15 protein-coding genes are annotated in these 24,389 nt (G+C 64.8%); 4 read left to right on the forward strand and 11 right to left on the reverse strand.

Annotated features, from left to right (window positions below):
* From CC207_RS27270 to hmpA, 10 genes are all read right to left on the reverse strand, one after another.
* The coding region (locus CC207_RS27270) for an autotransporter-associated beta strand repeat-containing protein (RefSeq protein WP_218192832.1) at positions 1–8,807 on the reverse strand (8,807 nt) is incomplete at its 3' end.
* A 370-nt stretch (positions 8,808–9,177) separates the two neighbouring features.
* Complete coding sequence (locus CC207_RS21895; RefSeq protein ID WP_088852753.1) at positions 9,178–9,561, reverse strand: YkgJ family cysteine cluster protein; 384 nt, start codon at positions 9,559–9,561, stop codon at positions 9,178–9,180.
* A gap of 192 nt (positions 9,562–9,753) precedes the next feature.
* Positions 9,754–10,962, reverse strand: a complete 1,209-nt coding sequence (alaC, locus tag CC207_RS21900; RefSeq protein ID WP_028689797.1) for an alanine transaminase — start codon at positions 10,960–10,962, stop codon at positions 9,754–9,756.
* Between the two features lie 254 nt (positions 10,963–11,216).
* Positions 11,217–12,104, reverse strand: coding sequence for a heme o synthase (gene cyoE, locus CC207_RS21905; RefSeq protein WP_028689798.1), 888 nt, complete (start codon positions 12,102–12,104; stop codon positions 11,217–11,219).
* 11 nt (positions 12,105–12,115) lie between these two features.
* A complete protein-coding gene (gene cyoD, locus CC207_RS21910; protein ID WP_028689799.1) occupies positions 12,116–12,448 on the reverse strand; it encodes a cytochrome o ubiquinol oxidase subunit IV in 333 nt (110 codons plus the stop codon).
* Positions 12,448–13,071 carry a cytochrome o ubiquinol oxidase subunit III gene (gene cyoC, locus CC207_RS21915; protein ID WP_028689800.1) on the reverse strand — a complete coding sequence of 208 codons (624 nt, stop codon included), beginning with the start codon at positions 13,069–13,071 and terminating at the stop codon, positions 12,448–12,450. The genes cyoD and cyoC overlap by 1 nt, the downstream gene beginning before the upstream one ends.
* A gap of 3 nt (positions 13,072–13,074) precedes the next feature.
* Positions 13,075–15,096, reverse strand: a complete 2,022-nt coding sequence (cyoB, locus tag CC207_RS21920) for a cytochrome o ubiquinol oxidase subunit I (protein ID WP_028689801.1) — start codon at positions 15,094–15,096, stop codon at positions 13,075–13,077.
* A 3-nt stretch (positions 15,097–15,099) separates the two neighbouring features.
* A complete protein-coding gene (gene cyoA, locus CC207_RS21925; protein WP_028689802.1) occupies positions 15,100–16,044 on the reverse strand; it encodes a ubiquinol oxidase subunit II in 945 nt (314 codons plus the stop codon).
* 559 nt (positions 16,045–16,603) lie between these two features.
* Entirely contained in the window at positions 16,604–17,110 is a 507-nt protein-coding gene (locus CC207_RS21930; RefSeq protein ID WP_088852754.1) for a disulfide bond formation protein B, read from the reverse strand.
* 469 nt (positions 17,111–17,579) lie between these two features.
* Positions 17,580–18,758: an NO-inducible flavohemoprotein gene (gene hmpA, locus CC207_RS21935; protein WP_028689804.1), complete on the reverse strand. Its 1,179-nt coding sequence runs from the start codon at positions 18,756–18,758 to the stop codon at positions 17,580–17,582.
* A gap of 154 nt (positions 18,759–18,912) precedes the next feature.
* Between hmpA and norR the strand changes: the two genes are divergently transcribed.
* From norR to CC207_RS21955, 4 genes are all read left to right on the forward strand, one after another.
* The gene (norR, locus tag CC207_RS21940; RefSeq protein ID WP_088852755.1) at positions 18,913–20,463 is read left to right on the forward strand and encodes a nitric oxide reductase transcriptional regulator NorR; all 1,551 of its coding nucleotides are present in this window, start codon (positions 18,913–18,915) and stop codon (positions 20,461–20,463) included.
* Positions 20,464–20,555: 92 nt separating this feature from the next.
* Positions 20,556–21,455: a chemotaxis protein gene (locus tag CC207_RS21945; protein ID WP_028689806.1), complete on the forward strand. Its 900-nt coding sequence runs from the start codon at positions 20,556–20,558 to the stop codon at positions 21,453–21,455.
* 88 nt (positions 21,456–21,543) lie between these two features.
* Positions 21,544–21,855, forward strand: a complete 312-nt coding sequence (locus CC207_RS21950; protein WP_028689807.1) for a hypothetical protein — start codon at positions 21,544–21,546, stop codon at positions 21,853–21,855.
* Positions 21,852–22,586, forward strand: a complete 735-nt coding sequence (locus CC207_RS21955; RefSeq protein WP_088852756.1) for a YkgJ family cysteine cluster protein — start codon at positions 21,852–21,854, stop codon at positions 22,584–22,586. The genes CC207_RS21950 and CC207_RS21955 overlap by 4 nt, the downstream gene beginning before the upstream one ends.
* Positions 22,587–22,704: 118 nt before the next feature.
* Here the strand turns inward: CC207_RS21955 and CC207_RS21960 are convergent, their stop codons facing one another.
* A complete protein-coding gene (locus CC207_RS21960; protein WP_062364007.1) occupies positions 22,705–24,288 on the reverse strand; it encodes a PAS domain-containing methyl-accepting chemotaxis protein in 1,584 nt (527 codons plus the stop codon).
* Positions 24,289–24,389 lie beyond the last annotated feature (101 nt).

Raw genomic sequence — 24,389 nt, forward strand, 5'->3', positions numbered from 1 at the left:
TCGTTGCCGCCATCGACGGTCAGGCCGGCGTTGAGGGTGACGTTGTTGGCCAGGGCGGTACTGGCGCCGCTGCTCAGGGTCGAGGCCCCGGCGACGGTCAGGGCGCCCTGCCCCAACGCGTTGTCGTTGCCGACCACCAACCGGCCAGCATTCAGGGTGGTGCCGCCCAGGTAGTTGTTGGCGCCGTTGAGGGTAAGGGTCGCGGCGCCCGACTTGTTCAGGCCGCCGACGCCATCCACCACGCCGTTGAGGGTCAGGTCGGCGCTGGCCGGCAGGTTGAGGGTACCGCCCAGATGCACATTGTTGGCCAGGGTGACGCCCGCGCCGCCGGCATCGAGGCTGGTGTTGGCGCCGGTGCTGAGGTCACCGCTGCCCAGCGCGGTGTTGCTGCCGACCACCAGAGTGCCGGCGTTGAGGGTGGTGCCGCCGCTGTAGGTGTTGTTGCCGTTCAGGGCCAGGGTAGCGGCGCCGTTCTTGACCAGGCCGTTGCTGCCGGAGATCACGCCGTTGAGGGTCAGCGCCTGGCTGCCGCCAAGGGTCAGGTTGCCACCGGCGAGGTTGATGGCGTTCACCAGCGCCAGCGCCTGGCTGGCATCGAGGCTGGCGGCGCCGTTGACGGTCAGTGCTCCGCTGCCCAGGGCGCCGGCATTGCCCAGCAGCAGGCTGCCGGCCTGCAGCGAGGTGCCGCCGGCGTAGGTGTTGCTGCCATTGAGCACCAGTTGCCCGGCACCCAGTTTGTTCAACGCCCCGGCACCGCTGATGACGCCATCGAGGGTCAGGGTCTGGGTGTTGTTGATGCCGAGGGTGGTACCGGCACCAAGGCCAATGGCGTTGGCCACCTGCAGTACGCCGATGGTGGCCAGGGTGCTGTTGCCGGTCACCGCCAGGTTGCCCGTGCCCAGGGCGGTGTTGTTACCCAGGGTCAGGGTGCCGCCGCCAAGGGTGGTGGTGCCCTGGTAGGTGTTGGCGGCGCCGAGGGTCAGGTTGCCGCTGCCGGTCTTGCTCAGGCCGCCGGTGCCGCTGATCACGCCATTGAGGGCCAGGTTGTTGTTGCCGGTCAGGTTCAGGGTGCTGTTGAGCGTCACCTGATTGGCCAGGGTCAGGGCGCCGGTGGTGGCCAGGTTGCTGTCGCCACCGACAGTCAGGGTGCCAGTGCCCAGCGCCTGGTTGTTGCCCAGGGTAAGCGTGCCGGCATTGAGGGTCACGCCGCCGATCAGGGTGTTGGCGCCACTGAGGGTAAGGTTGCTGGCACCGTTCTTGATCAGGCTACCGGCACCGGTGACCAGCCCTCCCAGCCCCAGGTCGTTGCTGCCGGTGATGGTGAGGTCGCCGCCCAGGTTGACGGTGTTGCCGATGTTGATCGCCGCAGCGCTGTCCAGCGTGGTGCCGGCCGCCGCGTTGAGCTGGCCAAGGCCGAGGGCGCTGGCACTACCGAGCACCAGGGTACCGGCATTGAGGTTGGTGTTGCCCAGGTTGCCATTGGTGCCGTTCAGGGTCAGGGTGCCGCTGCCGGTCTTGGTCAGGCCGCCGACGCCGTTGACGTTGCCGCCCAGGGTCAGGTTCTGCGCCCCGGCGATGGTCAGGTTGCCGGCCAGGTTGAGCTGGTTGGCCAGGGTGACGTTGGCATTGCTGCTCAGGGTGGTGCCACCGACTGCGTTCAGCGCACCGGTGCCCAGCGCGGTGTTGCTGCCTACCACGAGGGTGCCGCCGTTCAGGCTGGTGCTGCCCTGCTGGCTGTTGCTGCCGTTGAGGGTGAGCGTGCCGGAACCTGTCTTGACCAGGCCCCCGGTGCCACTGAGCGCTCCGTTGAAGCTGAGGTCGTTTGTTCCCGGCAGGGTGAGGTTGGCATTCAGGGCGACGGTATTGCCCAGTGCCAGGTTACCGGAGGTGTCCAGACTGGCGGCGCCGGTGACGGTCAGGCCGCCAGTACCCAACGCCTGGGCGTTGCCGAGGGTCAAGGTACCGGCACCCAGGCTGGTGCCGCCACTGTAGGTGTTGGCGTTACCCAGGGTCAGGTTGGCGCCGCCGGCCTTGACCAGGCTGCCAAGGCCGGAGACCACGCCGGACAGCCCCAGGTCGGCGGAGCCCGCGACGGTCAGGGCACCGCTGAGATTGAAGGCGTTGCCAAGGGTCACGGCGGTGTTGCTGTCCAAGGTGGTGCCGTTGGCGGTACTGACAGAACCGCTACCCAAAGCGGTGTTGTTGCCGACCACGATCGTGCCACCGTTGAGCAGGGTGCCGCCGGTGTAGCTGTTGGCGCCATTGAGCACCAAGGTGCCGCTGTCGAGCTTGGCCAGTTGGCCGTTGCCCGAGAGGCCAACGTTGAGGGTCGCGGTGACGCCGGGGTCGACACGCACGGCGAAGGCGCCGTTGCTGCCGTTGACCAGGTCCAGCCCACCGGCGCCGATCAGTCGGTAGCCGTTGGTGACGAACTGCAGGCCAGTGGCGGCCTGGGTGCCGACCACGGTGACATCCCCTGCAGTGCCCTGGAATACCGCGAAGTCGCTGGCCCAGCTGCCGTTGAGCACACCGTTGACATCGGTCCAGTTGGTGTTGCTGCCATTCCAGGTGCCGGTGCCGCCGTCGATCACGCCATTGGGCACGCTTTGGCCGCCATCCCAGAACTGCACGGTGCCGGAGGCGCCGCCGACAAGCAGGTTGACCTGGCTACCGATCGAGGTCTGCACCTGCAGGTCGCCAGGCAGCATGGCGCCTGGCACGTTGCCGACCAGCAGGCCGTTGTCGACCAGCGCGCCGGTGTAGTCGAACAGCCGGTAGATACCGGTGCCGAAGCCGCCGACGTCGGTGACGTTGAGGGTGCCGTCCAGGGTCAGGTTGCCGTTGACGTTGACCAGCGCGGTACCGCCAGTGGCTGGCGAGCCCAGGCCGAAGTCGAGGATCGAGCCACTGTGCAGGGTCAGCGCGCCGGTACTGAGGGTCGCACCGCTGTTGGCCAGCAGGTGCGCGCCGTTGGCGATGTCGACCGCCCCCAGCAAGCTGCCGGTGCCGCCGAGGCTGGCACCGCTGTTGACCTGCACGCCGGGGCTGGCCAGCGAGCCGGTGACATTGAGCAGGCCGGCATTGACCGTGGTGTTGCCACCTAGCACGTTGACCCCGGACAGCTCGAAGCTGCCAGTGCCGGTCTTGACCAACCCACCGCTGCCGGCCAATGCACCGCTGAACACGCTGTTGAGGTTGTTGCCGCCCAGGGTCAGGGCGCCACCAGCGGCGATGTTCACCGTACCGGCACCGCTCAGGCCACCGATGGTGGCGCTGGCGCCGAGGTTGAGGCTGGTGCCGGCACCGACACTGACCGCCGAGGTATTGCCCAGGGCCGTGGTACCGACCGTGGTGATGCTGCCGCCGAGCAGGTCGATGGCACCGCTGAAGGTGTTGTTGCCGGTCAGCGTCAGGTCGGACACACCGTTCTTGACCAAGCCGCCGGTGCCTGCGAGCACGCCGCCAAGGGTCAGGTTGTTGCTGCCGCCGAGGGTCAGGTTGGCGCCGAGGTTGACATCGTTGCCCAGGGTCATCGCCACGCTGTTGACCAGGGTTGCGGCCCCCCCGACGTTCAGCGCGCCAGTCCCCAGCGCCGCGGCATTGGCCAGGGTCAGGGTGCCGGCGTTGAGGTTGAGCCCCCCGCTGAAGGTGTTGGCGCCTGACAAGGTCAGGTTGGTGCTGCCGTTCTTGGTCAGCGCGCCAGCGCCGCTGATCACGCCAGCAAGGGTGGTGGTATTGCTGCCCGGCAAGGTCAGGGTGGCGCCGGTGCCGAGGTTGATGGCGTTGCCCAGGTTGAGCGCGGCGCTGCCGTCGAGGCTGGCATTGCCGCCCACGCTCAGGGCGCCGCTGCCGATGGCGTTGTTGTTGCCCAGGGTCAGCAGCCCGGCATTGAGGGTGGTGCCGCCGCTGTAGGTGTTGTTGCCGTTGAGGGTCAGCCCGGCGCTGCCATTCTTGACCAGCGCGCCACTGCCGCTGATCAGGCCACCGAGGGTGGTGGCATTGCTGCCCAGCACGCTCAGGGTGTTGCTGCCCAGGCTGATGCCGTTGGTCACCGCCACGGCGGTGCTGGCGTCGAGGTTGGCGTTGCCGCCCAGGGTCAGGGCGCCGATCCCCAGCGCAGTGTTGCTGCCAAGGGTGAGCGTGCCGGCATTGAGCTGGGTGCCGTTGGTGTAGAGGTTGTTGCCACTCAGGGTCAGGTTGGCGTTGCCGTTCTTGACCAGCGAACCGATGCCGCTGACCACGCCGCTCAGGCCCAGGTCGGCGCTGCCGTCGATGGTCAGGGGGCCGGCGATGGTGACGTCGTTGGCCAGGCTGACCGCGGTGCTGGCATCCAGGTGGGTGCCGGCCAGGGTGTTGAGGGTGCCGGTGCCCAGCGCGGTATTGCTGCCGACCACCAGGGTACCGGCGTTCAGACGGGTGATGCCGCTGTTGCTGTTGTTGCCGGTCAGGGTCAGGCGGGTGGCGCCGTTCTTGGTGATGCCGCCGGCGCCGGCGATGGTGCCGCTCAGGGTCAGGTCGTTGCTGCCGGGCAGGATGAAGTTGCCGGCCAGGTTCAGCGCGTTGCCGATATTCAGGCCGGCGACGCTGGTGTCCAGGGTGGTGTTGTTGGCGGCATTCAGCGCGCCAGTGCCCAGGGCGGTGTTGCTGCCCAGTACCAGGGTGCCGGCGTTGAGCGCGGTGGCGCCGCTGTGGGTGTTGTTGCCGCTCAGGGTCAGGGTGGCGCTGCCGCTCTTGACCAGGCCGCCGGTGCCACTGAGGTTGCCGGCCAGGGTGAGGTTGCTGGTGGTGGGCAGGGACAGGTCGGCTGCGAGGTTGATGGCGTTGTTCAGGGTCATGGCCGTGGCGTTGGCCAGGGTGGCCGCGCCGCCGACGTTCAGCGCGCCGGTTCCCAGCGCGGCGGCGCTGGCCAGGGTCAAGGTCCCGGCATTGAGGTTGAGACCACCGCTGAAGGTGTTGGCGCCTGACAGGGTCAGGTTGGTGCTGCCGTTCTTGGTCAGTGCGCCAGTGCCACTGATCACGCCGCCTAGGGTGGTGGCATTGCTGCCTGCCAGGGTCAGGGTATTGCCGGCGAGGTTGATGGCGTTGCCCAGGTTGAGGGTGCCGCTGCTGTCGAGGCTGGCGTTGCCACCCAGGGTCAAGCCGCCGGTGCCCAGGGCATTGTTGTTGCCCAGGGTCAGCAACCCACCGTTGAGGGTGGTGCCGCCGCTGTAGGTGTTGTTGCCGTTGAGGGTCAGGGCGGCGCTGCCGCTCTTGACCAGCGCGCCGGTACCGCTGATCTGCCCGGTCAGGGTGGTGGCGTTGCTGCCCAGCACGGTCAGGGTGTTGGCGCCGAGGCTGATGGTGTTGGTGGCCGCGACAGCGCTGCTGGTGTCGAGGTTGGCGTTGCCACCCAGGGTCAGGCTACCGATGCCCAATGCCGTGTTGCTGCCCAGGACCAGCGTACCGGCGTTGAGCTGGGTGCCGTTGGTGAAGACGTTGTTGCCGCTCAGGGTCAGGCTGGCGTTGCCGTTCTTGACCAGCGAGCCGATGCCGCTGAGCACGCCGCTCAAGCCCAGGTTGGCGGTGCCGTCGATGGTCAGGGGGCCGGCGATGATGGCGTCGTTGGCCAGGCTCACGGCCGTGCTGGCGTCCAGGTGGGTGCCGGCTGCGGTGTTGAGGGTTCCGGTGCCCAGCGCGGTGTTGTTGCCGACCATTAGGGTGCCGGCGTTGAGGAAGGTGGAGCCGCTGTTGGTGTTGGCACCGGTCAGGGTCAAGGTGGTGTTGCCGCCCTTGGTGATGCCGCCGGCGCCGGCAATGACGCCGCTCAGGGTCAGGTCGTTGCTGCCGGGCAGGTTCAGGTTGCCGGCCAGGTTGAGGGCGTTACCGATGTTCAGCCCGGCGACACTGGTATCCAGGGTGGTGTTGGCCGCGGCATTGAGCGCGCCGGTGCCCAGCGCGGTGTTGCTGCCGAGCACCAGGGTGCCGGCGTTCAGCGCCGTGGCGCCGTTCTGGGTGTTGTTGCCACTCAGGGTCAGGCTGGCGCTGCCGTTCTTGATCAGGCCGCCGCTGCCGCCGAGGTTGCCGGCCAGCGTGAGGTTGTTGGCGCCGGCGAGGGTCAGGTCGGCGCCGAGATTGACGCCATTGTTCAGGGTCATCGCTGCCGTGTTGGCCAGGGTCGAGGCCCCACCGACGGTCAAGCCGCCCGTGCCCAGGGCCGCCGCGGTGGCCAGGGTCAGGGTACCGGCATTGAGGGTCAGCCCGCCGCTGAAGGTGTTGGCGCCACCCAGGGTCAGGTTGCTGCTGCCATTCTTGACCAGCGCCCCGGTGCCGCTGATCACGCCACCCAGGGTGGTGGCACTCGTGCCCGGCAGAGTGAGTGTGTTGCCACCCAGGTTGATGGCGTTGCCCAGGTTGACCGCCACGCCCGCATCGAGGCTGGCATTGCCGCCCAGGGACAGCGCGCCGGTGCCCAGGGCATTGTTGTTGCCCACGGTCAGCACGCCGCCATTGAGGGTGGTGCCGCCGCTGAAGGTGTTGCTGCCGTTGAGGGTCAGGCCGGCGCTGCCGTTCTTGACCAGCGCGCCGGTACCGCTGATGACACCACCCAGGGTCGTGGCACTGGTGCCCAGCAGGTTGAGGGTGTTGGCGCCGAGGTTGACCGCGTTGCCCAGGTTGACCGCGGTACCGGCATCGAGGCTGACGTTGCCGCCCAGGGTCAGCGCTCCGCTGCCCAGCGCATTGCTGTGCCCGACGGTGAGCTTGCCGGTGTTGAGCGTCAGGCCGCCGCTGAAGGTGTTGTTGCCATTGAGGGTCAGGTCGCCGGCGCCATTCTTGACCAGCGCGCCAGTCCCGCTGATGACACCGCCCAGGGTGGTGGCGCTGGTGCCCAGCAGGTCAAGGGTGTTGGCCCCCAGGTTGATCGCATTGCCCAGGCTGACCGCGCTGCTGGCGTCCAGGCTGGCATTGCCGCCCAGGGTCAGGCCGCTGGTGCCCAGCGCCGCGCTGTTGCCGACGGTGAGCTTGCCACCGCCCAGAGTGGTGGTGCCGCTGTAGGTGTTGACGCCGTTGAGAGTGAGGTCGGCGGTGCCATTCTTGGTCAGGCTGCCGCTGCCGCCAATCACGCCGTTGAGCGTCAAGGCGTTATTGCCCGGCAAGGTCAGGGTACTGCTGCCCAGATTGATGGCATTGCCAAGGGCCATGGTCGCCGTGGTGTCCAGGGTGCCGTTGCCGCTCAGTGCCAACGCGCCGCTGCCCAGGGCGCTGGCGTTGCCGAGGGTGAGGGTACCGCTGCCCAGGGTCGTGCCGCCGCTGTAGGTGTTGACGCCGTTCAGCGTCAAGCCACCGCTACCGCTCTTGACCAGCGAACCGGTGCCGCTGAGCACGCCCCCCAGAGTCAGGGCATTGCTGCCGGGCAAGGTCAACGCCGCGTTCAATGCCACGTTGCTGTTCAACACCAGCGGCACGCTGCCCTGCAGGCTGCTGGCGCCGCTGACGGTGAGGCCGCCACTGCCCAGCGCCGCGGCACTGGTCAGGTTGAGACCGCCGGCGGCGAGGGTGGTGCCGCCACTGTAGGTGTTGGTGGCGCCAAGGGTGAGCAGCCCGGCGCCGGTTTTGGTCAGCCCGCCGACACCCGAAACCACGCCATTGAGGGCCATGTCGGTGGCGCCGCCGACGCTCAGACCGGCGTTGAGGATGAAGTTGTTGGCCAGGCTCAGACCACCGACAGTCCCCGCCAGCCCACCCCCATTGACGGTAATGGCACCGCTACCGAAGGCGCTGGCGTTGTCGAAGTTGAGCTGGCCACCGTTGAGGGTGGTCTGGGTGGTGCCGTTGAGCACCTGGCCGATCAGGCTCCAGGTGCCGGCGTCGACAATCAGGCGGCTGAAGTTGATGTAGTTGGTGGCGTTGATCGTGCCGCTGCCACTGGTCCCACTGCCGCCGCCAATGGCGTTTTGCAATGCCAAGGTATTAGTGCCGCCTGCGCCGCCGTCGATCTTGCCAGCTGCCGCGTAGGCAAGGTTCGGGTTGCTGGTGACCAGCAAGGCCACGCCGACGCCAAGCCCTGCCCCAACGCTGGAGCCGGTGATGGCGTTGAAGCGGTTGGTGCTGTTGGCCCCCATCGACAGGCTGCCGGTCAGGGTCCCGGCGTTGGTGAAGGTGTTGCCAGCCGCGGAAGCCTCGAACGCGGCACGGCCAAGGATGGTGCCGGTGTTGGTGAAGTTCACCGTGCTGCCGCCGGTCACGGCGATGACCGGCGTGTCCTCGCTCACCAGCGTGAGGCTGGCCAGCGCCGAGGAGCCGATACTGCCGGCGTTACTGATGGTGGTGGTGCCGCCGGCGCCGTTGCGCGCGTCCAGCGCCATGCCGGTGAGGTTCAGCAGGTTGGCGCCGAGCAAGGCGCCGGTGCCCTTGATCACGCCCGTGGCGTTGTTGTTGATGTTGAGGATGCTGCCGGTGCCGGTGTTGCCGATCAGCACGGCGGAGGACTGGATGCTCAGCAGCCCGAGCAACGTCGGGTCGATGGTGCCGGAGTTGTTCAGGGTGTTGTTGTTCCCGGCCAGTGACAACGAAGTGCCGCCCACGCCCAGCAAGGTACCCAGGCTCGCGCCTGGGTTGACGTTGACGGTAAGGCCACTGCCGCCATTGGTATAGCTCGGCGCCAGCGGGTTGGCAGCGCCGTTGCAGGTGATCGTCGAACCGGCCGCGCTACAGACGGCCAGCGCCTGTTCGCTGGACAGACCAAATGCCATCGCACCGACAGCCAGGCTGACAGCCAGCGACAGTTGCGAGAAACGGGCGGGTGAACGGGGGGCGGCACGTCTGTCCACGTAGAGCTCCTTCGTGGATCAGGCACTTCAGTCCTTGAATGCGTGCACAGCAGGGCAGAAAAGAGCAGTGGAACACGCGACGGCCGAAACGCCTGATCTATGGCTACGAATATCCTTTGAAGGAATGTGTAGCCGCTCAGGCGCGGGCAATACGGCGCAGGGGACGGTCAAATGGTGTTAATACTTTGTCGAGGCGGCACGTGTTTCGCGGGTTTCAGCCACCCGAGCATTGGATCCAACCGACGAGCGGTAATGGCGGAGGCCAAAATGTACGGCGGTGTGTGAAAGCAAGCCTACCCGCGATAAGGCCATACGGCCATCACGGGGCAATTCCCATCGCCGTACCGTCGCTCGGAAGGCAGGTCGACTTTCAGGCGACCTCCGCTCCCTCTTCCGGCCAATGCGGCTCATTGGCGCCCGGTGGTGTCAGCGGTGGCAGACCATAGGCCGCCCGTGCGTCGTCACAGCTGGGGTTGTGCACACCGTTTTTCCACGAGGCCTCGAACTCGCGGCAGGGGCTGGAGCGGTTCTCATAAATGGAGCACGCCACTTGCGTGCCGATCTCGCCGCCCAGGCTGACGCAGCGGCAAGGCTTGGCGTCGGTGCCGATCATGGCGACCCGGGTCGGATTGATCTGCACCACCAGATCGTCGGGCACCACGCCACCGGCGGACTGGCATTCACCCCAGAAGAAAGACACACGAAAGTAGCCGCAGCAGGCGCCGCAGGTCAGGCAAGGGTTCTGATCGGACATGATGGCCAGGGAAGGAGGTTGTTGTTATCGGGGCGAGCGCCCGCGGCGCTATTTGTAATCCAGGCGCGAACGGCTGAGAAGAGGGGGACGCAAAAAAAGATCGCCGCTGATCGGCGCAAACGCATCGCGGGGCACGCCCGCTCCCACTGAATGGCGTGGGAGCGGGCTTGCCCCGCGATCAGGGTGAACGGCTTACTTGCGGGTCACACCATCGGCCCGGAACATCTGGCGAATGCCGCGAATGGCCTGGCGGATCCGGTCCTGGTTCTCGATCAGGGCAAAGCGCACATGATCGTCGCCGTAGTCACCGAAGCCGATCCCCGGCGACACGCAGACCTTGGCCTCGGCCAGCAGTTTCTTGGCGAACTCCAGCGACCCCAGGTGCGCATAGGCCTCGGGGATCTTGGCCCAGACATACATCGAGGCCTTGGGGTTCTCGACCATCCAGCCCATCTCGTGCAGGCCCTTGACCAGCAGGTTGCGGCGCTGACGGTACTGCTCGGCGATATCGCGCACGCACTGCTGGTCGCCTTCCAGGGCGGCGATGGCGGCCACCTGCAGCGGGGTGAAGGTGCCGTAGTCGTGGTAGCTCTTGATCCGCGCCAGGGCGCTGACCAGCTCGGGGTTGCCGACCATGAAGCCGATCCGCCAGCCCGCCATGTTGTAGCTCTTGGACAGGGTGAAGAACTCCACGGCGATGTCCTTGGCGCCCGGCACCTGCATGATCGACGGCGCCTTCCATCCGTCGTAGACGATGTCGGCGTAGGCCAGGTCGTGCACCACCAACACATCGTACTGCTTGGCCAGGGCCACCACGCGCTCGAAGAAGTCCAGCTCGACGCACTGGGCGGTGGGGTTGGACGGAAAGCCCAGGATCATCATCTTCGGCTTGGGGATCGACTCGCGGATCGCCCGCTCCAGCTCGTTGAAAAAATCCACCCCCGGCACCAGCGGCACGGAGCGCACCTGGGCGCCGGCGATCACCGCGCCGTAGATGTGGATCGGGTAGCTGGGGTTGGGCACCAGTACCGTATCGCCATGGTCGAGGGTGCCGAGCATCAGGTGCGCCAGGCCCTCTTTCGAGCCGATGGTGACGATGGCCTCGCTTTCCGGGTCAATGGCGACGTCGTAGCGTTCCTTGTACCAGTTGGAAATGGCCCGGCGCAGGCGCGGGATGCCACGGGAGGTGGAATAGCCGTGGGTGTCCTCGCGCTGGGCGACCTGCACCAGCTTCTCGACGATGTGCGGCGGCGTGGCGCCATCGGGGTTGCCCATGCTCAGGTCGATGATGTCCTCGCCACGTCGGCGGGCGGCCATCTTGAGCTCGGCGGTGATGTTGAAGACGTACGGGGGGAGACGATCGATGCGCGCGAAGCGGCGCGGCGAACCTGGGTTGGCCATGTGTTCCTCTGCAGACGTAAGCGCCCGGAACCGTCCGAGCGACGCTGGCCGCTGCGGCGGCCTGAATCAGAAGATAGTGCCGAAACACAGTTAATGCAAAAGATAATTTCCTGTTTTGTTGGATTTTTTCAGACTATTTTTTTGAAATTTGAGATTTATGTTTCCAGCACTGGCCCTTCGCGGGCAAACACAGGAAAAAAGCATAAAAAAACCCCGGCACATGGCCGGGGTTCTTGGTGTAACAGGCTGCTGTATCAGCGCGCGTAGGTCATCAGCACATCAGCCGCGGTCTGGCTGTCCACGCCCATCATCACGCTCAGGGCGGTAACGGTGAGGATGGAGAAGCCAAACACCTTGCGGGCCCACTTGCTGTCGTCCTCGGCCTTGTAGCCGCCCCAGGCCATGTACAGCCAGTACAGGCCCATGGCCGCCGCCACGGCGAGGTAACCCAGGCCGGCATAGCCGCCGAGGGTCAGCATCAGGGTGGCGAGCACGAAGGCAAGCACATACAGCACGATCTGCTTCTTCGCCGCGAGGATACCGCGTGCCACCGGCAGGACCGGAATGTTGGCGGCGCTGTAGTCCTTGAAACGGAAGATGGCGATGGCAAAGCTGTGCGGCATCTGCCACAGGCTGAACATCACCAGCAGGGTCACCGCGGCCAGGTCGAAGCTGTTGCTCACGGCGCAGTAGCCGATCACCGGAGGCATGGCACCGGACAGGCTGCCGACCAGGGTACCGTGCACCGATTTGCGCTTCAGCCACAGGCTGTAGAAACCGACGTAGACCACGAAACCGACCAGGGCGCAGAACGCCGCCAGCGGATTGGCTTGCACATACAGCAGGCTGAAACCCGCCACCCCGAGCAGGGTGGCGTAGATCAGCGCCAGGGGCAGCGACATGCCGCCCTGAACCATGACGCGGTTCTTGGTACGTTCCATCTTGTGGTCGATGTCACGGTCGATGCAGTTGTTGAACACGCATCCGGACGCGACCACCAGGGAAGTACCGATCACCACCGCCAGGAACAGGGCGAAATCCACATGCCCCTTAGCGGCAAGGAAGAAACCGCCTGCCACGGAAAGCACGTTACCGAAAATGATCCCCGGTTTGGTGATTTGGATAAAGTGCTTCACGGACATGCAGTCTTACCTCACTTGGCCAACATTTCGAAGTGGATGCTGAACATGATCCACAGCGACAGGCCGACCAGCAGAGCGATCACCAGGGTAGTGAACAGGAACGTCGACACGTTGGAACGCTGCTCTTTCGAGCGGTCCATGTGCAGGAAGTACACCAGGTGCACAACCACCTGGATGACGGCCATGGCCACCACGATCAGGACGGTCAGGTTCTTCGGCAGGCTCGGGAACATCACCAGGCCGAACGGAATCGCGGTCAGGATGATCGAGAGGACGAAGCCGATCATGTACGACTTCACGCTACCGTGGTTACCCTCGTGATGAGTGTCGTGTGCGCTAGCCATTACAGAACTCCCAGCAGGTAGACGACGGTGAACACGCAGATCCAGACCACATCCAGGAAGTGCCAGAACAGGCTCAGGCAGCTCATGCGAGTCTTGGCGGTCGGCGTGATGCCGTGCTTGTTGATCTGATACATCATGATCGCCATCCAGATCAGGCCAGCGGTCACGTGCAGACCGTGGGTGCCCACCAGGGCGAAGAAGCCCGACAGGAAGCCGCTGCGCTGCGGGCCGAAACCTTCGGCGATCAGGTGATGGAATTCATAGATTTCCATCGCGATGAAGCCTGCACCGAACAGGAAGGTCACGGCCAACCAGCCCAGTACGCCGGCCTTCTTGCCGTCGAACATCTTCAGCATGGCGAAGCCGAAGGTGATCGAGGACAGCAGCAGGAACGCGGTTTCAACCAGCACGAAGTCGAGCTGGAAGATGTCGTGGCCCGACGGGCCGCCGGCAAAACTGCCGGACAGCACCGCGTAGGTGGCGAAGAGCGACGCAAACAGGATGCAGTCGGTCATCAGGTACAGCCAGAAACCGAGGACGGTCATCTGGCCCGAGTCGTGGTGGTGGTCATCGTGCGCATGGTCATGACCATGCGCGCCACCGTGGATTACTTGACTGGACATTGATTACACCCGTTCAAACGATTCGACACGTGCGCCGCCGGCAGGCAGTGCACCAGCGTTGGCCAGCGCTTTCATGCGCTCGCCTTCGATGCGCGCCACTTCTTCGGCCGGCACCATGTAGCCCTGGTCGTCACGCGCGGCGTGGCGAACGAAGACGGCGATGGTCGCAACCAGGCTCGCACCCACCAGCCACCAGATGTGCCAGATGAAGGCGAAGCCGAACACGGTCAGGAACAGACCCATGAACAGACCGGTGGAAGTGTTGCTCGGCATGTGGATCGCTTCGTACTTGGCCGGAGCTTTGTACGCGGCACCGGCTTGCTTGGCTTCGTGCCAGGCGTCCAGGCCAACATGCTCAGGCATGTGAGCGAAGTTGTAGAACGGAGGTGGCGACGAAGTCGACCACTCCAGGGTACGGCCGCCCCATGGGTCGCCAGTGACGTCCATGTTGTCCTTGCGGTCGCGAACCGAGACGTAGATCTGGATCAGCTGGCAGGCGATACCGAACAGGATCAGCACGGCGCCGACCACGGCCACGTACAGGTAGGGTTCCCACAGCGGGTTGTCGGAGTGGTTCAGACGACGGGTCATGCCCATGAAGCCCAGGGCGTACAGCGGCATGAACGCAACGTAGAAGCCGGAGATCCAGAACCAGAAGGCAGCCTTGCCCCACTTCTCGTTCAGGGTGAAACCGAAGGCTTTCGGGAACCAGAAGGCGAAGCCGGCGATGTAGCCGAATACCGCGCCACCGATGATCACGTTGTGGAAGTGGGCGATCACGAACAGGCTGTTGTGCAGAACGAAGTCGGCACCTGGAACAGCCAGCAGGACGCCGGTCATGCCACCGATGGAGAAGGTGACCATGAAGCCCAGGGTCCACATGATCGGCGCGGTGAAGCGCAGACGGCCCTGGTAGATGGTGAACAGCCAGTTGAACAGCTTCACACCGGTCGGAATGGAGATCAGCATCGTCGCCAGGCCGAAGAAGGTGTTGACGCTGGCGCCGGCACCCATGGTGAAGAAGTGGTGCAGCCAGACCGCAAAGCCCAGGATGGCGATCGCGCCCGAGGCGTAGATCATCGAGTGGTGACCGAACAGGCGCTTGCCTGCGAAGGTCGAGGTGACTTCCGAGAACACGCCGAAGGCCGGCAGGATCAGGATGTAGACCTCAGGGTGACCCCACGCCCAGAACAGGTTGACGTACATCATCGGGTTCCCACCAAGCTCGTTGGTGAAGATGTGGAAGTCCAGATAACGGTCAACGGTCAGCAGGGCGAGTGCGGCGGTCAGGATCGGGAAGGAAGCGACGATCAGCACGTTGGCCCAGGTGCAGGTCCAGGTGAAGATCGGCATGTCCATCAGCTTCATGCCAGGGGCGCGCATCTTCATCACGGTGACGAGGAAGTTCACGCCTGTCAGTGTCGTACCCAAGCCTGAGAGCTGTAGCGCCCAGATGTAGTAATCGACACCCACCCCAGGGCTGTACTGGATACCCGCGAGCGGCGGATAGGCAACCCAGCCGGTCTTGGCGAATTCACCAACGCCCAGCGAGATGTTGACCAGCAGCACGCCTGCCAGCAGCAGGTAGAAGCTCAGGGAGTTCAGGAACGGGAAGGCAACGTCACGTGCACCGATCTGCAACGGAACCGCGAGGTTCATCAGGCCGGTGAAGAACGGCATCGCCATGAAGATGATCATGATCACACCGTGGGCGGTGAAGATCTGGTCATAGTGTTCAGGCGGCAGGTAGCCTTCCGAGCCACCGGTGGCGGCGGCCAGCTGGGTACGCATCATGATGGCGTCGGCGAAGCCGCGCAGCAGCATGACCATAGCGACGATGATGTACATCACGCCGATTTTCTTGTGGTCGACCGTGGTCAGCCACTCGGTCCACAAGTAGGTCCACTTGCGGAAATAGGTGATGGCACCAACGACAGCGATACCACCGAGCGCGATCATGGCAAGCGTCACCATGACTATCGGCTCGTGATACGGTATCGCCTCCAGAGTTAATTTACCGAACATCTCTTACTCCTCTGCACCGGCAGCTGGTTGCATACTCGATTCCACACCCTTGGTGGTGGCCAGATCTTTGCTGCCTGCTTCTTCGTGGTTCGGACGACCGCGGTTCATGCCTTCGTACTTGTCGACGATGCGCTGGAACTGGTCAGCCGGAGCCTCGCTGTACAGCGCGACTGGGTTGTTTTCGCTAGCTTTGGCCAAGGCGTCATATTCGGCCTGGTCCAGTTTCTTCGGCGATGCCTTCACTTCAGCGACCCATGCATCGAAGTCAGCTTGCGAAGTGGCGACAGCCTTGAATTTCATACCGGTGAAGCCGGCGCCGCTGTAGTTGGCGGAGATGCCGTCAAACACACCGTTCTCGTTGGCGATCAGGTGCAGTTTGGTGGTCATGCCGGCCATGGCGTAGATCTGGCCGCCCAGACCCGGGATGAAGAAGGAGTTCATCACGGCGTCGGAGGTGACACGGAAGTTAACCGGGGTGTTGGCCGGGAAGACGATCTTGTTGACCGTGGCGATGCCCTGCTCCGGGTAGATGAACAGCCACTTCCAGTCCAGCGCGACCACGTCGATCTGCACCGGCTTCACATCGGAATCCAGTGGACGGTACGGGTCCAGCTTGTGGGTGGAGTGGTAGGTGAAGTAACCCAGGGCGATGATGATCAGGATCGGGATGATCCACACCGCGGCCTCGATCTTGGTCGAGTGCGACCAGTCGGGGGTGTAGGTGGCGGCCTTGTTGGAAGCACGGTACTTCCAGGCGAACGCCAGGGTCATGATGATCACGGGCACGACCACCAGCAGCATCAGGCCGGTGGCGATCAGGATCAGGTTCTTCTGCTCAATGCCGACCTGGCCCTTGGGGTCGAGCAGGGTCCAGTTGCACCCACTGAGTAAAAGCATGCCTAAAAAGGGCAATATGCCAAACAGTCTGGGGTAACGCTTTTTACTCATCTCACGACCTCTAGATCAGCTTGCTTCAATGCAATTTGTGTTTTGGTAGCCAACACTTCGTCCTGCCAAGTGCGGCAATTGGCGCCCGTACTCGCCCCTGCCAGGGATCCGACTGCAGGATCTTGGCGTCAAGCGGGTGTGCGGTGCTTATGGTTTCGTAGGCAACAGGCCTGTACTTCAGACCAAGTCCATTTGGTGCGGAAAACGCGGAGGGGGGTCCGCCCGGTATCGCCGTTGGGCGAAACTTGACGAAGTCAGCAAATGGAAAGCGCTGCGGCTTCCATCAATCCTGCGACTTGCAAGCAGTGCCGAACGGAAATTGGGGGCGATTGTAGATAGGTCGCCCCACGATGACTATGACTTATTGAGCAACAGTCTTTTACAGAATGCGCAACAATACTGGTCAAAAAATCAACTTCGCGACAGTTTGTCGCACCCCTTCCAGTAGCCCTGAAACCCTTGCCGCGCAAGGGCTGATGGCTGACCTGGATCAATCGTGCGGCGCACTTTGCGGCTTATCTTGCCGTGCAATAGACCCAGGTCAATTCGGGACTTTGGTCTAACCGCGACGTCGGTTTCGGTAGATTCCCAGGGGCACCAGCAGCGCCGTCAGGACGAAGGCCATCAGCGCCCATTGCGCCAGCGACAAGCCGAGGATCGGCGGATACGGGGTGGAGCAGAAACCGTCGACCTGGAAGGCCAGTGGCCAGAGCTTGGCCAGCGGCAGGTCGTCGACGATGGGCTGCAGGGTGTCGATGCCACAGCTCACCATCGGGTTGGCGAGTATATACACATGGTTGCCCGCCGCAACGATCCCGCCGATGGCGCTGAGCACCACCAGCGCCTCGAAGAAGGTCAGGCTACGGCGCCCGGGCATGGCCGCGGCGATGAAGGCGAAGATCGCGATGAACAGCAGGGCATAACGCTGCAGGATGCACAGCGGGCACGGCGCCTCGCCCAGCACTACCTGCATGTACAGGGCGCCGCCGATCAGCGCAAGGCAGATCACGCCGAGGAGCACCAGAAAGCGCCGTTCCCGGTTCAGGCGCGATGAGAGTTCGTTCATTGCCGATTCCTTCGATGGAGAGTGGCAGCGTGGGCTGCCCGAGGGGCGCCCAGTCTACACGCTGGAGATGACCTTTGAATGCATCGAGCAGGGGCGTGCGTGGCTATCCACTGATGACCTAGGACCGAGCGGGTCGGTTTCGGTTCACTGGCCAACATGAAAAATGTGCCAGCTTGAGCACCGGACAGGGGCAGGCCCCTCGACACCCAGGAGTGAAGGATACCGTGATTAAAGGAGGATTAAAGATGAACGCCGGTGTGGAGGCGTTCATCTCTTTCTATATAGTGAAGGGACAGGCCCAATCGCTGCGGTTCGGCGCTCGGCCACATCGATAGCGCCGAATGTCATCGTCCGTTTCGTTCTCGATTACCCACGGCCGGGAGCATCCGGGTGCTGTCGGCCCGACAGAACGCCGAACCGCAGCGATTGGGATGAATCGCGGGGCAAGCCCCGCGATGGGCTCAGCGTTTCACTCCAACGCCGCCGCCGGTCCGAAGAACTCGTAGCGCGCTTGCCCTTCCGGCACGCCCAGGCCCTTGAGCTGGCGCTTGATCGCGGCCATGAAGCCCTTTGGCCCGAGGAAGTAGGCGTCGATGTCACGCTCACGCGGCAGCCACTCGCCCAGCAGCGCCTGGTCCAGCAGGCCCACGGCGTCGGCGGCCTGGCTGCCATCTTCCTCGGCGTAGCAATAGAAGCGCTTGAGCTGCGGGTGGCGCGCCGCCAGCCCGTCGATCCAGTCGCGGAAGGCGTGCACCGCGCCATTTCGCGCGCAGTGGATGAAGTGCACCGGTCGCTCGGTCTTGAGCGCCGCCTCGAGCATCGCCAGGGTCGGGGTGATGCCAACCCCGCCACTGATCAGCACCAGCGGCTTGTCGCTGGCGGCGAGGGTGAAGTCACCGGATGGCGGGAACAGTTGCAGGGTATCACCGACCATCAAGCCGTCATGCAAGTAGTTGGAGACCTTGCCACCCGCTTCGCGCTTGACGCTGATGCGGTACTGCTCGCCGTCGCACAGAGCCGATAGCGAGTAGTTGCGGCGCTGCTCCTGGCCATCGATGAACACCTGCAAGCCGATGTACTGGCCCGGCTCGGCCTTGAGCACCGGCTTGCCATCGAGCGGTGCGAAGTAGAACGAGACGATCTCGCGGCTTTCCTGCTCGCGGCGCACCAGGCGGAATTCACGGGTACCGCGCCAGCCGCCAGCGGCCTGCTCCTTCTCCTTATAGAGGTGCTCTTCCGCACCGATGAGGATATCGGCCAGCTGGCCATAGGCGGCGGCCCAGGCGGCGATCACTTCCGGGGTGGCGATGTCCTTGCCCAGCACTTGCTCGATGGCGCGCAGCAGGCAGCTGCCAACGATCGGATAATGTTCGGGGAGAATCTGCAGGGCCACATGCTTGTTGATGATCTGCCCGACCAGGCCGCCCAGTTGCTCGAGCCGGTCGATGTGACGGGCGTACATCAGCACGCCGTTGGCCAGGGCACGCGGCTGGTCGCCGCTGGCCTGGTGGGCCTGGTTGAACAGCGGACGCACCTCGGGGTACTCGCTGAGCATCAGTTTGTAGAAGTGGGTGGTCAGGGCCTCGCCACCGCTTTCCAGCAGGGGGACAGTGGCCTTGATGATTGCACGTTGTTCGGCATTGAGCATTGCGACAACTCCTGAGCCTTTGGCTTCGAATGGTTGCCTGGGGTATTTCAGCAATCGTGCCAACTTTAAACACCAATAAAATCAGGCTCTTGAGCACATCAGTGTCATAAGGACACACTCAGGCGTATAGTCATTACGACCAACAGGAGTCCATATGACTGCAAAGCCCCTGCTCACCGCCCTCCTCCCTCTGGTCAGCGACCTCTCCTGCGACCTGCCCGACCAGGAGCGCTACCGCCGCCTGCTCGGTGCCATGCGCGGCCTGCTGCCTTGCGATGCCGCGGCACTGCTGCGCCTGGACGGTGAGTGGCTGGTGCCGCTGGCGGTGGACGGGCTGTCGCCAGACACCTTGGGCCGGCGCTTCAAGGTCAGCGAGCATCCGCGCTTCCAGGTGCTCCTGAGTCGCCCGGAGCCGACCCGCTTCGCCAGTGACAGCCAGTTGCCCGACCCTTATGACGGCCTGGTCAATGCCGAGCATGTCGACCTCGAAGTCCACGACTGCATGGGCTGCCCGTTGATGGTCGACGAGCGCCCCTGGGGCCTGCTGACCCTCGACGCCCTCACCCCCGGCCAGTTCCAGAGCCTGGAGCTCGACGCCTTGCAGGCCTTCGCCAGCCTGGCCGCCGCCACGGTGACCGTGGCCGAGCGCATCGAACACCTGGCCTCGCGCGCCGAGGACGAACACCAGCGCGCCGAGGTGTACCGCCAGGCCAGCGGCCAGGACCGGGAACTGATTGGCCAGAGCAAGGCGCACAAGCGCCTGGTCGAGGAGATCCGCCTGGTCGGCGGCAGCGACCTGACCGTGCTGATCACCGGCGAGACCGGCGTCGGCAAGGAACTGGTGGCCCAGGCCCTGCACCGCACCAGCCAGCGCGCCGACAAACCGATGGTCAGCCTCAACTGCGCCGCGCTGCCCGACACCCTGGTGGAGAGCGAACTGTTCGGCCACGTGCGCGGCGCCTTCACCGGCGCCCACGGCGAACGCCGAGGCAAGTTCGAGCTGGCCAACGGCGGCACGCTGTTCCTCGACGAGGTTGGCGAACTGCCCCTGGCGGTACAGGCCAAGCTGCTGCGGGTACTGCAAAGCGGGCAACTGCAGCGGCTGGGCTCGGATCGCGAACACCGCGTGGATGTCCGTCTGATCGCCGCGACCAACCGCGATCTGGCCGAGGAGGTGCGCAGCGGCCACTTCCGCGCCGACTTCTATCACCGCCTGAGCGTCTATCCGTTGCACGTGCCACCGCTACGCGAACGGGGTCGCGACGTGCTGTTGCTGGCGGGCTATTTCCTCGAACAGAACCGCTCGCGCCTGGGGCTGGGCAGCCTGCGGCTGTCCGCGGACGCCCAGGCCGCGCTGCTGGCCTACGGCTGGCCGGGCAATGTGCGCGAGCTGGAGCACTTGATCGGCCGTTCGGCGCTCAAGGCGCTGGGGCAACACGGGCAGCGGCCGAAGATCCTCACCCTGGAAGCGGCCGACCTCGACCTGCGCAACCTGGCGCCGGCCATGCCGGTAGTAGCCGAAGCGCCGTCGGCCGATGTGCCGTTGCCCGAGGGCGGGCTGCGTGAAGCGGTGGATGATTATCAGCGGCAGATCGTCGAAGCCTGCCTGAATCGCCACCATGACAACTGGGCCGCCGCGGCGCGAGAGCTGGGGCTGGACCGGGCCAACCTGAGCCGGCTGGCCAAGCGACTGGGCTTGCGCTGAATACACCATCGCAAATAGCAAACTACGCTAAAGCCTGACGCCAAAAAGCCGATAACCCGGCATCCTCCCCCATTTCGAACCGAAGGTTGCCCATGGCCACGCAAAAAGCCCGCGCGGACTCGCTGTCCCTGCTGCTGTTCACCCTGCGCAGCGGCAAGCTGATGGCTATCAACCTGCTCAAGGTCAGCGAGATCATCCCCTGCCCGCCGCTGACCAAGCTGCCGGAGTCCCACCCGCATGTCAAAGGCGTCGCCACCCTGCGCGGCAACTCGCTGTCGGTGATCGACCTGTCCCGCGCCATCGGCGAAATGCCCCTGGCCGACCCCGACGGCGGCTGCCTGATCGTCACCGAGATCAGCCGCTCGCGCCAGGGCCTGCACGTGCAGGCGGTAAGCCGCATCGTCCATTGCCTGAGCACCGACATCAAGCCGCCGCCCTACGGATCGGGCAACCGCTCGTTCATCACCGGCGTGACCCGGGTCGACAACACCCTGGTGCAGGTGCTGGACATCGAGAAAGTCATCCACGGCATCGCCCCGCCGGCCCACGAGCCGCACCCGGGCGAAGTCAGCGAGGAAGACGCCAGCCTGCTGGCCGCCGCCAACATCCTGGTGGTGGACGACAGCCAGGTCGCGCTGCAGCAATCGGTGCACACCCTGCGCAACCTCGGCATCGAGTGCCATACCGCGCGCAGCGCCAAGGATGCGATCAACGTGCTGCTGGAGCTGCAAGGCACCGAGCGGGAAATCAACATCATCGTCTCCGACATCGAGATGTCCGAGATGGATGGCTTCGCCTTCACCCGCACCCTGCGTGAAACGCCGGACTTCCAGCACCTGTACATCCTGCTGCACACCTCGCTGGACAGCGCGATGAGCGGCGACAAGGCCAAGCTGGCGGGGGCCAATGCGATCCTGACCAAGTTCTCCTCGCCGGAGCTGACCAACTGCCTGGTGACGGCGGCGCGGACGGTGGTGTTCGAGGAGCGCTGACACATCAAGTCAGGATTTTCCTGACTTGATGAAGGAAAACGTTCGGGCATAATTCGCGCCCTTCGCAGATTCATTGGCGGTGTCGCGTATGAAATACCTCAGTTCGTTCCTCATTCTCTGCGCCCTTGCCAGCGGCGTAGCCCACGCCTCGAGCAACCAGGCCTGGACCGACCAGCGCAAGCACATGCTCAAGGCCTGCCTGGCCGCCAGCCAGTTCAAGGATGCCCACGCCCTGGGCAAGCCCACCGAGTTCGACGACCGGGTCGGTTACAGCGCGCTGTTGATCGAGGGCACCTACCCGCAGAAGCACATGCAGAACCGCACCGGTACCGAGTTGTGCCTGTATGACCGCCAACGCCAGCAAGCCTTCACCAGCGAATGGGACGCCGGCAAGCGATGAGCGACAGCATTCGCTTCGCCTGCACCGGCTGCGGCAAATGCTGCACGGGCCATCATGTGCCGCTGACACTTGCCGAGGCCCACTCGTGGGCGGCCTCCGGCGGCCAGGTGGTGGTGCTGATCGAAGGGTTCCTCGCCGATGGCCCGGGCATGCCGGTGGACCAGCGCGAGCATGTGCTGCGCCGTTCATTCCCGGTGCCCTGTGGTGCCGGGCAACTGCAGGTGTCGGTCACCTTCGCCGCGTTCAACCCGGGGCGTTGTCGCAACCTCGACGACAACGACTTGTGCGGCATCTATGAAAGCCGGCCGCTGGTCTGTCGCATCTACCCGGCGGAAATCAACCCGCACCTGCCGCTGCGGCCGGAAAACAAGGACTGCCCGCCCGAAGCTTGGGAACAAGGGCCTGAGCTGATTCATGGCAGCCTGCCGGTGGATGAGACACTGCGCGCCTTGATCGAGGCTTCGCGTCAGGCGGACCGCGACGATATCGCCGCCAAGGTGGCGATCTGCCAGGCGCTGGGGATGACCACCAGCGCGCTTAAGGGCAACGGGTTTACCGCGTGGTTGCCGGACATGGCGGCGTTCGCGGCGGTGCTGGAACAGGCGCCAATGGCGGTCGATGGGCCGTGGGTGGTGCATGTGCAGGACGAGGCGCTTGCGGCCGAATTACAGGGTCATCGCCTGCAGGTGACGGGCGAAGCGCCGATCTACTATGCGTTCATCGGTTTCTAGATAGATCCAATCGCGGGGCAAGCCCGCTCCCACGCCCTAGCCCTCGACACTCCAGGCTTCGAGGCCACTATTGTGGGAGCGGGCTTGCCCCGCGATAGGGCCGGCACTGACAACTCAATCACTGACACCGCCGCCAGAACTCATCCGCCAGCCGCCGCAGGTCCTTGGCCAGCTCCGCCACGTCACTGGCACTGCTGTGGCTGCGCTGCCCGACGCTGACCGTCGCCTCGCTGGCCTGGCGGATGCTGGTGATGTTGCGGTTGATGTTCTCGCTGACCTGGCTCTGCTGCTCCACCGCTGCGGCGATCTGCAGGCTCATCTCGTTGATCTGGTTGACCCGCACGCTGATGCTGTCCAGCGCGTCGCTGGCCAGTTGCGCCTGCTCGACGCTGTGCCCGGCATGGGCGCTGCTCTGCTGCATCACCTGCACCGCCGCGCGGGCACCCTCCTGCAGGGCGGCGATCATGCGCTGGATATCGTGGGTCGACTGCGCGGTGCGCTGGGCCAGGCCGCGCACCTCGTCGGCGACCACCGCGAAGCCACGCCCCTGGTCACCGGCACGCGCCGCCTCGATGGCGGCGTTCAGCGCCAGCAGGTTGGTCTGCTCGGCGATGCCACGGATCACGTCGAGCACCCCGGAGATCTCGCTGCTGTGATTCTCCAGTTGGTGGATCACTTCGCTGGCCTCGACCAGCGAGCCGGCCAGGTCCTGGATCGCGCAGCGGTTGCGGTCGACCAGGTGATGGCCGGACTGGGTCTCACCCTCGGCCTGGTCGGCGGCCATCGCCGCCATCTGCGCGCTGCTGGCCACCTGCGCGACGCTGGCGCTCATCTGGTGGATCGCTGTCGCCACCTGGTCGGCTTCGCTCTGCTGCTCCAGGCTGTTGGCATGACTGCTGTGCAGGGCCTCGACCAGCGAGCCGGAGTGCCCGGCCAGGCGCGACGAGGTATCGCCGATGCGCCCGACCACCGCCCCCAGCTGCGCCTTGAGCATGCGCATGGCGAACTCGATCTGCCCCAGGCCGTCACGCCGGCCGGTATACAACTGCTGGCTCAACGGGTTGTCGGCGATCGCCTGGGCCTGCTGGCGCAACCGCTCGTAAGGGCGCAACAGCACCAGAATCGCCAGGCTGCTCAAACCTGCCGCCGCTGCCACTTCCACCAGCGATTCCAGCAACGGCGCCCCCAGCCACCACTGCCCGGCACCCACTACCAGCGCCAGCACGGCACCGACCGCCAGCGACAAACGTGAGCCCAATCCCAGTACCGGCAAGCGCTCACGCCAGCCAAGTCGGCCTTCGCGCAGGCGCGCATAGCAGCGCTCGGCCGCCGCGACCTGCTCGGCCCCAGGCTTGGTCCGCACCGACTGGTACTCCAGCGCCTGCCCGCCGCTGCTGATCGGCGAGACGAAGGCGCTTACCCAGTAGTGGTCGCCGTTCTTGCAGCGGTTCTTCACCAGCCCCATCCACGAACGCCCGGCCTTGAGCGCCTGCCACATCTGGGCAAACGCCTGGGGCGGCATGTCGGGATGGCGGACGATGTGATGGGCGTTGCCCAGCAGTTCCTCGCGGGAGAAACCACTGATCCGCAGGAAATCATCATTGGCATAGGTAATGCGGCTGTCCAGGTCGGTGGTGGACAGGATGTTGGCGTCGCCGGGGTAATCCACTTCGCGACCGGTAACAGGCACATTGCACTTCATCGGAGGCTCTCGTTGTTGTACGGGAAATCGGCAGGGCGTACGACTTTAGGGGCAAACGTCGGTGCAATATTGATCCACGGCAGGGTATTGGCACTTGGCCA

This window comes from Pseudomonas sp. DrBHI1 (assembly GCF_002205115.1).
Taxonomy (GTDB): domain Bacteria; phylum Pseudomonadota; class Gammaproteobacteria; order Pseudomonadales; family Pseudomonadaceae; genus Aquipseudomonas; species Aquipseudomonas mosselii.

Excerpts from the sequence above, each read along its gene's own strand:
- CC207_RS21955 (WP_088852756.1), top strand. The coding sequence starts at position 21,852 with ATGAGCGACAGCATTCGCTTCGCCTGCACCGGCTGCGGCAAATGCTGC.
- hmpA (WP_028689804.1), bottom strand. The coding sequence starts at position 18,758 with ATGCTCAATGCCGAACAACGTGCAATCATCAAGGCCACTGTCCCCCTG.
- alaC (WP_028689797.1), bottom strand. The coding sequence starts at position 10,962 with ATGGCCAACCCAGGTTCGCCGCGCCGCTTCGCGCGCATCGATCGTCTC.
- cyoC (WP_028689800.1), bottom strand. The coding sequence starts at position 13,071 with ATGTCCAGTCAAGTAATCCACGGTGGCGCGCATGGTCATGACCATGCG.
- norR (WP_088852755.1), top strand. The coding sequence starts at position 18,913 with ATGACTGCAAAGCCCCTGCTCACCGCCCTCCTCCCTCTGGTCAGCGAC.
- cyoB (WP_028689801.1), bottom strand. The coding sequence starts at position 15,096 with ATGTTCGGTAAATTAACTCTGGAGGCGATACCGTATCACGAGCCGATA.
- CC207_RS21950 (WP_028689807.1), top strand. The coding sequence starts at position 21,544 with ATGAAATACCTCAGTTCGTTCCTCATTCTCTGCGCCCTTGCCAGCGGC.
- cyoE (WP_028689798.1), bottom strand. The coding sequence starts at position 12,104 with ATGTCCGTGAAGCACTTTATCCAAATCACCAAACCGGGGATCATTTTC.
- cyoA (WP_028689802.1), bottom strand. The coding sequence starts at position 16,044 with ATGAGTAAAAAGCGTTACCCCAGACTGTTTGGCATATTGCCCTTTTTA.
- CC207_RS21960 (WP_062364007.1), bottom strand. The coding sequence starts at position 24,288 with ATGAAGTGCAATGTGCCTGTTACCGGTCGCGAAGTGGATTACCCCGGC.
- CC207_RS21930 (WP_088852754.1), bottom strand. The coding sequence starts at position 17,110 with ATGAACGAACTCTCATCGCGCCTGAACCGGGAACGGCGCTTTCTGGTG.
- cyoD (WP_028689799.1), bottom strand. The coding sequence starts at position 12,448 with ATGGCTAGCGCACACGACACTCATCACGAGGGTAACCACGGTAGCGTG.
- CC207_RS21945 (WP_028689806.1), top strand. The coding sequence starts at position 20,556 with ATGGCCACGCAAAAAGCCCGCGCGGACTCGCTGTCCCTGCTGCTGTTC.
- CC207_RS21895 (WP_088852753.1), bottom strand. The coding sequence starts at position 9,561 with ATGTCCGATCAGAACCCTTGCCTGACCTGCGGCGCCTGCTGCGGCTAC.